The 8617-nt window shown below is 45.5% G+C and carries 7 protein-coding genes; 4 read left to right on the plus strand and 3 right to left on the minus strand.

Going from position 1 to position 8617, the window contains the following annotated elements; all coding sequences use genetic code 11:
- Positions 1–140: 140 nt before the first annotated feature.
- Positions 141–1403, minus strand: a complete 1263-nt coding sequence (locus tag ACRD6K_RS19140; protein WP_430974551.1) for a POTRA domain-containing protein — start codon at positions 1401–1403, stop codon at positions 141–143.
- Positions 1404–1658: 255 nt separating this feature from the next.
- A complete protein-coding gene (leuS, locus tag ACRD6K_RS19145; protein ID WP_430974552.1) occupies positions 1659–4310 on the minus strand; it encodes a leucine--tRNA ligase in 2652 nt (883 codons plus the stop codon).
- Between the two features lie 393 nt (positions 4311–4703).
- Between leuS and ACRD6K_RS19150 the strand changes: the two genes are divergently transcribed.
- The 4 genes from ACRD6K_RS19150 to ACRD6K_RS19165 all read left to right on the plus strand — a co-directional run bounded on the left by ACRD6K_RS19150 (position 4704) and on the right by ACRD6K_RS19165 (position 8410).
- A complete protein-coding gene (locus ACRD6K_RS19150) occupies positions 4704–5042 on the plus strand; it encodes a hypothetical protein (RefSeq protein ID WP_430974553.1) in 339 nt (112 codons plus the stop codon).
- Positions 5043–5618: 576 nt separating this feature from the next.
- A complete protein-coding gene (locus ACRD6K_RS19155) occupies positions 5619–6083 on the plus strand; it encodes a hypothetical protein (RefSeq protein ID WP_430974554.1) in 465 nt (154 codons plus the stop codon).
- Positions 6084–6771: 688 nt separating this feature from the next.
- Complete coding sequence (locus tag ACRD6K_RS19160; RefSeq protein ID WP_299581498.1) at positions 6772–7323, plus strand: hypothetical protein; 552 nt, start codon at positions 6772–6774, stop codon at positions 7321–7323.
- Between the two features lie 307 nt (positions 7324–7630).
- Positions 7631–8410 (plus strand): hypothetical protein, encoded by a 780-nt coding sequence (locus tag ACRD6K_RS19165; protein ID WP_430974555.1) that lies wholly within the window; start codon positions 7631–7633, stop codon positions 8408–8410.
- Here ACRD6K_RS19165 and ACRD6K_RS19170 read toward each other — a convergent pair.
- On the minus strand, positions 8396–8617 hold a 222-nt coding region (locus ACRD6K_RS19170), incomplete at its 5' end, for a hypothetical protein (RefSeq protein WP_430974556.1). The genes ACRD6K_RS19165 and ACRD6K_RS19170 overlap by 15 nt on opposite strands.

Raw genomic sequence — 8617 nt, forward strand, 5'->3', positions numbered from 1 at the left:
TAATGGGGTGTTTTTGCGTTCCCTTTTAACCGTGGGATCGGGCTGCAAAAGAATGGTTTTTAATTGAGGAAAAGATGGATAAAAGTCAGCGTTTACAGGATTAACGTAAAGCTTACATTCGGGGAAAGTGTAGGGCCTGTCTACAAGTTCAGAATAAACCAGTTGTCTTTGCGTTGCGACCATACCAAATCGAAGCTGATGGACAGCCAGGGAATGGCGGGAATTGTAAATTTCAGGTTGGTGTAGGCCGAATACTGCGGTTGGGTAGTATACAGGCTGAAATAGCTTGAAGCTCCATTGCCCATGTTGAAATAGAAGGACTGGACCAGGGATAGCCACTGCCGGTTGAAATAGGTCAGTTCGGTTCCGAGGGCTGCTGCGTAATAGGCTTTTCCGGAGACTTCACCGGCATAGGTGCCTTTTACGTCATTTCGGTAGAAAAGCAGGGAGGGAATATTGGAGGAGGTGTAGGCCGTGGAGAACGAAGCTGAAAGTTGAACCAGGGAGTTGAATAAATGGTGCCAGGATGCCGCGGCAGATAGGGAATGGTAATTCGGGCTGTTGGTTGTGAGGCCCATCCCCCAAGTCAGGCCAAGGCCCAGGTTGTAACCATCTTGCTGGTGGCGTCTGCGTTTGATGTAGCCCATTGATTCGCTAACACCAAGTTGCAGGTACGTGACTTTATAGGCGTCCGGCTGGGGAAGGGAAGGGCTGATAAGGCTGCTGTCGGTCCGATGTCGGGTGAGCTGAAGGCTGAGGTCGGGCGAGAATTTGTAGTTGAAATCCTGGTGCCATGGATTGGAAATGGCCAATGAAACTTCCTTTTTCAGATAACCGACTCCTTGTACTTTTTGTCCTTCGGCGTACTGGTAGTTCATGCCATTGCCATAGGTGAAGCTTCCGGTGAGCGCCATGTTCCGGTAAAGAAGTTGCCGTGGAATAGCGGTCCTGATCGTAATGAGTTTGCTGTTGCTTCCGGTTGTTCCGCGCAGTTCCAGCCCAACATTCCGGCCCAAAAAGTTGTTGTCATTGACGCCAGCCGAAAACTGGAAGTTGTTTTTATTGCCATTGAACGACAGGTAGGGTACAACTGTTAAAGCATCCTTGGCAGTAATATTGAGCAGGTTTTGCTCATCCGGCAAGGTGTCAATCTGATAACTGATGGAGGAAAAGTTTCCGATGTTCCAGATTTTAATCATGGCCGTGTCGATGGCACTTTGGGTGGTTGGTGTGCCCGTTTTCAGGTTCAGCTCCTGCAGGATAATGTAATCTTTGGTGCGCCAGTTCTTACTGATGCGTATGGAATCAATAACGAGTTGTTCTTGCTGGCTTTGCTGAGCAAATGCGCTCATGCAACTCAGCAAAAGAAGTAATAGGATGGCTTGCGTTTGAGTCGTTTTCATGAACCGAAAATAACGGAAGCCTTTGTTGGAGCCCTTTGGTTCTGCAAGCAAAGGGATAAACCTTGGGTATTGGGGATAAACGCCTGCCGGTAGCGGCGGTGGCAGGGCTAAAAAGCGCGATTTTGGGGATGAAAGGATTGCCAATCAGGCGAAGAATAATTTCTCCAGAACCGAAAAATGGACTTCAAAATTAACCACAAAAAAAGGATGAACTCACCATGGAATTCATCCTTTTTTGATTCGATATCTTACTATTTAGACAACCACGTTAATGATTTTCTTCGGAACGTAAATCACTTTTTTGGGTGTTTTACCGTCCAGCCATCGTTGTGACAGCTCGTGGGTGCTAATTGTTTTCTCAACTTCCTCGCGCGAAATATCCAGAGGCAACTCCAGTTTGAAGCGCATCTTTCCGTTAAAGGAAACCGGGTACTCGTGTGTGTCTTCCACCAGCAGGCTTTGATCAGCTTCGGGCCATGGCTCGTAAGTCAGGCTTTGCTTGTTGCCATACAGGCTCCACAGCTCTTCGGCCAGGTGAGGCGCATAAGGAGCCAGGATGCGTGCAAAGGTTTCCGCAGTGGCTTTGGTTACCTTGCCTTTTTTGATGGCCAGGTTGTTGAAAACCATCAGTGCCGAGATGCCGGTGTTGAATTTCAGGTGCTCAATGTCGTCGCCTACCTTAATAATGGTTTGCTGCAACAGTTTCAGCACGTCCTTATCTTCTTCACCTTCCACAATATTATCGGGGTTGGCAAAGAAACGGTGGGCACGGCTCAAGAAGCCAAAAACGCCTTTAACCCCATTCTCAGCCCAAGGCTTGGTGTCGTCCAGCGGCCCCATAAACATTTCGTACAAACGTAAGGAGTCGGCTCCGTATTTAGCCACCACATCATCGGGGTTGATTACGTTTTTCAACGACTTCGACATTTTGGCCACAATCTGACGCAGCTCTTCGCCCGTTTGGGTGTGGACGTATTTGCCGTCTTTCTCTTCAACCAGGTCCGAAGTGACTTTGGCTCCGGTTTGCGTTTCGTAGGCAAAAGCCAGGATCATTCCCTGGTTATACAATCTTTTAAAGGGTTCATCGGTCGATACAATGCCCAGGTCGAACAACACTTTGTGCCAGAAACGGGAGTACAACAAGTGCAGCACCGCATGCTCGGCACCACCAATGTACAAGTCAACCGGCATCCAGTAGTTTTCCAGTTTCGGATCAAAAATCTGCTCATCGTTGTTGGGGTCGATGTAGCGCAGGAAGTACCAGCACGAACCGGCCCATTGCGGCATGGTATTGGTCTCGCGACGTCCTTTGCGGCCGTTTTCATCCACCACGTTCAACCATTCGGTGGCATTGCCCAGCGGGGATTCGCCGCCTTCGCCCGGTTCAAATTTTTCCATCTCGGGCAAGGTTACCGGCAGGTCATCTTCCACGATGGTTACTTCGCCATCTTCCCAGTGAATAACCGGGAATGGTTCACCCCAATAGCGCTGGCGGCTAAACAGCCAGTCGCGCAGCTTGAAGTTGGTGGTTGCCTCACCAATTCCTTTTTCTTCCAGCCAGGCCGTAACCTTGGCGATTCCATCTTGCTTGTTCAGCCCGTTAATGTCGATGCCAGTCAGTTCGCTGGCCGAATTGATGTAAGCGCCATCTTCTGTCCAGCAGGCTTTGCCGGCCACAACTTGCTCGCGTACCTCGGGTTCTGCATCTTTCGGATCGAGGATGCAAATGATTGGAATATTGAATTTCTCGGCAAACTCAAAGTCGCGGGTGTCGTGTGCCGGAACAGCCATAATGGCTCCTGTTCCGTAGCCCATCAACACATAGTCGGCTACCCAGATTTGGATTTTTGATCCATTGACCGGGTTGATGGCATAACGGCCGGTAAACACTCCGGTTTTTTCTTTGGCCAGTTCGGTACGGTCTAAGTCAGACTTTAGCGAAGCGGCTTGCGTATATTTTTGAACTTCTTCTTTTTTCTCGTCTACCACCAGTGCGTCCAGCATTGGGTGCTCGGGCGACACCACCATGTAGGTGGCACCAAACAAGGTGTCGGGGCGGGTGGTGTATACCCGCAGTTTGTCTTCCAGCCCTTCAATGGCAAAGTCCACTTCAGCACCGGTCGATTTTCCGATCCAGTTTTTCTGCATGTCTTTTACGCCTTCGGGCCAGTCCAGCTCGTCCAGTCCTTCCAGCAGGCGCTGGGCATAGTGTGGAATACGGAGCAACCATTGCTTCAGGTTTTTGCGAGTCACCTGGTGTCCGCATTTCTCATGCGAGCCATCGGTCAGTACTTCCTCGTTGGCACAAACTGTTTTACAGTTTTCGCACCACCATACCTGGGCGTTGTCGTAATACGCCAGGCGTTTTTTGCTGATGTATTCTTTGACGGCAGCATCGCCTTCGGCTTTCACTTCTTCAGGAATGGGAAGCTCGCTGATCGGACGGCCTTTGCCTTGCTCCTGATCAAACCAGGTGCTGTACAGCTTGGTAAAAATCCACTGCGTCCATTTGAAATACTTCGGGTCGGTGGTGTTAATTTCCCGGTCCCAGTCGTAGCTTAAGCCCAGGGTTTTAATTTGCCGACGGAAGTTGTCGCAGTTTTTATTGGTTGTAATGGCCGGGTGTGTGCCGGTCTGAATGGCATACTGTTCGGCGGGCAGTCCAAAGGCATCCCATCCCATGGGGTGGAGCACATTGAATCCCTTCATCCGTTTGTAGCGGCTGAGGATGTCGGTGGCTGTGTATCCTTCCGGATGCCCTACATGAAGTCCTGATCCTGAGGGGTAAGGAAACATGTCGAGAATGTAATATTTTGGCTTCGAAAAATCATTTTCGGTTTTGAAGGTTTTGTTTTCCTCCCAGTAGGCTTGCCATTTTGGCTCAATGTCCCAGAATTTGTATTCCATCGTGTTGAAAAGATTAAAAGCATTTTTAGGTCGAAGACCCGTCACTGTTGTTTATCGGTGAGTTGACGCTGTTTGCCGGGGCATAAAACGTCTACCTCATTCGATTTGAGGCGCAAAGATAGCAAAAAGAAGGGACAGTGCGAAGGGGAAAACGGGCGAGCTTTGAGTGGTGCCGGATGATAGTTGAGCGGTGTCGGTTGTCAGTTATCGGTTTTCAGTTGACAAGCAGTTCATGCCTTCGTACGTTCATGACTTCGTGTGTTCATAAGTTCGTCGGATTGAGCGTCTTCCTGAACTTGTTTCAGGATCTGTTACTGGTCAGAAGTTGTCGGGTTCAAATTAAACGCTGCCAGGACCTTCGGACGCTGCCAGGTTGTGGGCTACCGTTTGCCGATGCGCTCTTTTCTCCTCCTTTTCGGCAAGGAGGAGTGGCACCGGTTTACCGGTGACGAGGTGGTTTTGTTATTAATTCAGAATTTTCAAGTTTATCGTCTTTGTGCTGGTTTTGACCACCCCGTCCCCGACAAGTCGTGGACACCCCTCCTTGTCAGGCGGGGAAATGGGCCTGAGCCGGACAATAAACTTTCGCCCAACGCAAAAGGAAGTGATTTTTCGTTCCTGAGTTCGTGCGTTCGTATCCTCGTGCCTTCGGTTATCCGCTTTGAGCGTCTTCCTGAACTTGTTTCAGGATCTGTTACTAATCAGAAGTTGTCGGTTTTGATTAAACGCTAGTCCCGTGCCGATTCCTTTCCTTGTTTTCTGGTTTAAAACCCTCGTAGGCCGTCCTTTTCACCTGGCGGTGAAGTTGGGGAGTTAGATTTTGTTGGCTTCGGCCTTCGTGACTTCGTACGTTCGTGACTTCGTGTGTTCTTGCCCTCTCCCTTCTCCCTGCTGCCTGGCTCATCTGCTCACTTTTTCTTAACCCATCCGTCCCGGTTCCCGGGACACCTTCCCTTCGAGAAGAGAAGGAAATCCAACCACTAGCGTAAGGTGTGAAATCTTGTTCTCTCGGCGAAATGGAGAAGTTGGATGTTGACAGTTTCGTGCCTTCGTGTCTTCATGCCCTCGTGCATTCTTCTCACTCAAGTCTCATAACTAATTTGCTGTTTTTGATGGATGATTCAGTAAAAATGACACTGAAAACCAGTGTTTTTTGCTGTTGGTTGTTGGGTGAAAATGTTCGTTCATGAGTCGGGAGGGCTCATTTTTGGGCTAAAATGGTCAGTTCATGAAATTTATGGTAAATTCTTAGGAGAGATGAAAAAGAACATTTAACTTTTAGTCACTAAACTTTTAATACCTAAGCAAATGGAAAATAAGATTAATTACCAGTTGCCCGAGACCGTAGCCGAAGAAGCGGCAAACCACATTAACGAAGCCGTTGCTTTACTGAAACCTTACCTGATTGCCTTAAATGCCGAAGAGCGGCAGTCGCTACCCAAAATGAGCGATGGCACCGCTCCGTTTGTTGAGAAATGCCTGGATTATTCCAACAGCGATCCCCAGTTTGCACCTCCTTTTATGGATGTGGATGGTTTTAAAAACGACATGGATAGCTGGGAGAAACTCATGGCTGTTTTGCGCCCGGTGCAGCAGTTGGTGTTGAACCTGGATGATACCACCACGCAAGCCGGATCGGAAAGTTACACCGCAGCACTTACTTATTACAACTCGGTGAAACAGGCGGCCAAACTTAGTATTCCCGGCTCAAAAGCCATTTATGAAGATTTGAGGAAACGGTTTGCCAGCAATGGAAACCGGAAAACCGATTGATTGACTAAAATCGGGAGATTTAGATTGATGTGTGACAAAGGCAGGAGCAGTACCGAGTTCCTGTCTTTTTTTTCGGAAGGAACATGGGCCCAGTTGGAAGCTTGTAGTTGATCTCCAACTGCAGTTTGGTGCAAGCCGACTGCAGTTTGTCCGGAACCAACCCGAGTTCTGTTTTTGCCGACTCGAGTTTGCTCAGCACTGACTTCGCCGACCTTTTTACCGACTGCACTCACCTTTTTGATGACTCGAGTCCGTTCGAACCCGACTGCAGTCACCTTAAAGGTAAGTCGAGTCAGGTCGGAACCGACTGCAGTCACCTCGAAGCTAAGTCGAGTCAGGTCAGAACCGACTGCAGTCACCTCAGAGGTAACTCGAGTCATGTTTGAGGTGGGGAGGGGTACTTCGGAAGTACCCCCCTGAGGTGTTAAATAGAAAATGCTCGATAAAGATTATCAGTCATTTAGGACGAAAATAAAAAGATGCTTATTCGTACATACATTTTGTAAATTTTTATAACTTAATCGGCGAAATCGAAAAAGGAAAAAACCAATGACAGTACTAACCAACGGACACCCACTGCACACAATCAGCGTTTTCACCAGTAAAAACACATCCAGCTAAAGCGAATATATCCACAAGACTGTGGGTATACAAGTGTTAGCCTTTATGAAAAAAACGAACCACACATATGAATAAGTTAATTTACATTTTAGCCATTATTTTTCTGGTTGGTTGCTTGCCAAAACGAAACTCGGACAACAATGACAATAATATTGGTTCTGAATCAGTTGAGCAAACAAATGATAATCCAAGCAAGACTGCATCAATTGAAAAGAATAAGGAATCAGAAACAATAATTAAAGAAACTCCTTGCGATTCGACTAAATGTGACCTTGGAATAGTTTTATCGATTTCAGAAAACAGGGACAACCTAACAGAACCATTAATTGCATCTTTATTAGCAACTATTGACAGATGTTGTAGTAATAACGTAGAATTTGGAGAATTTAGTAATGAAATGTTATTCGTTGTTCTTGAAAAAAGGCCTGACTTATTTTTAAAAGCATATAAAGACAACATTAACAACCTTGACACTGGTTATATCAATTATGAACTTCAAAGTCCAATTCATGACCTGATTCCATTAAAAGAAATTATTCAAAAAGTAGATTCAGTAGAATTTGATTCTGTTATTAAACAAATCGTGATTGATAACTTGGAGAAAGGCAAATGGTGGTAAAAAATCACAAAGGCTAACAAACCGCAATAAAGCATATGGAGGTCAGCTCGATTTGCAAAGTTTGTGACTTCGGCGCACAACGCCAAATCGCTGATTTGACTTTAAAAATGAAAACTTAAAACTAAAACCAACGCTTTGGCTCTGCTCAATTTGGGGAGTTAGTATGGTTAGATCTCCATACGCTTCATGCGGCAGGCCGTTATAACACAATTTAAATAAGAGGGTTGGCATGATCATTGGGCAAGATTGAAAACTTACAGACAAGTAAATATTAGTTCGGAAATTAGAACAACTTAAAATTAATCAAATGAAAACAACTATTTTAATGACTCTGTTCATTTCGCTGTCAATCATTTTTGCTGGTTTTCAAAATAAGACAAAATACAATTATGAAAGTGTTGGAAACACCGCAATCCTGTCAAGTACAGAAATTAATCTCCCATGGGTTCTTACCGCTTATGCTGATGCTGATCTATCGCCCCAGAGAATAAACGAATTGGACAAAGACATTACAGAAAGACTTATTATTGAATTTGAACCGAATGAAAATCAAATAACAACCGCTGGATTTTTAAAAAAACAAAAAATCCCATATGAGTTAACAGATGATCATAGTGTTAATTGTCAGCAATTTAAAATTAAATTTGACTCTAGTAAAACTCAAATGATTCTTTCTGACGACTCAGGAAATTATGCTTATAAACAATTAAAAGATGCACTTGACCTGGTTCAACCAAATGGTTTCCCTTTGCGCAATAACAATTTGTTTATAAGAAATATCATAACTGGAAACTATAATATCATCAGGAATCAGACAGCGACATCTGATATGGTAGATATCAAAAGAAATGCAATCAAAGGAATTAAGGAATGGGAAGGTAAAGAGTTAAATATTTGGTTAAAAGTGGGGATATTTAAAGAGAATATTTTAACGATAGATGATAAAAATAACAAACAAGAACCATCACTTAAATATCAATGGTCTTTAAAGGGGGATACGTTAGTTTTAAAAAACGTAGCAAAGGACAAAACGAAGTCAGAATATCAGATTGGAGATATTGAATATGAACTCTTAAAATCTAATTAAAAATCGTGTTATAACAATTTTTATATGGCAGGCGGGGGTTTCAGCGGTCTGACAAGTCAGACCTTGCGCCCACTTTCCTGCGAGTCTGACACTCCCGATTGCATCGGGACCGCCCGACCACATACAAGTGACCGTTAGTACGCCGTGAGGCGTATTTTCTTCAATGGGTTCAATTCCCATCTGCCGAATTGACTGTTCGGGCAGTAA

The organism is Sunxiuqinia rutila, from assembly GCF_050589705.1.
Taxonomy (GTDB): Bacteria; Bacteroidota; Bacteroidia; order Bacteroidales; family Prolixibacteraceae; genus Sunxiuqinia; species Sunxiuqinia rutila.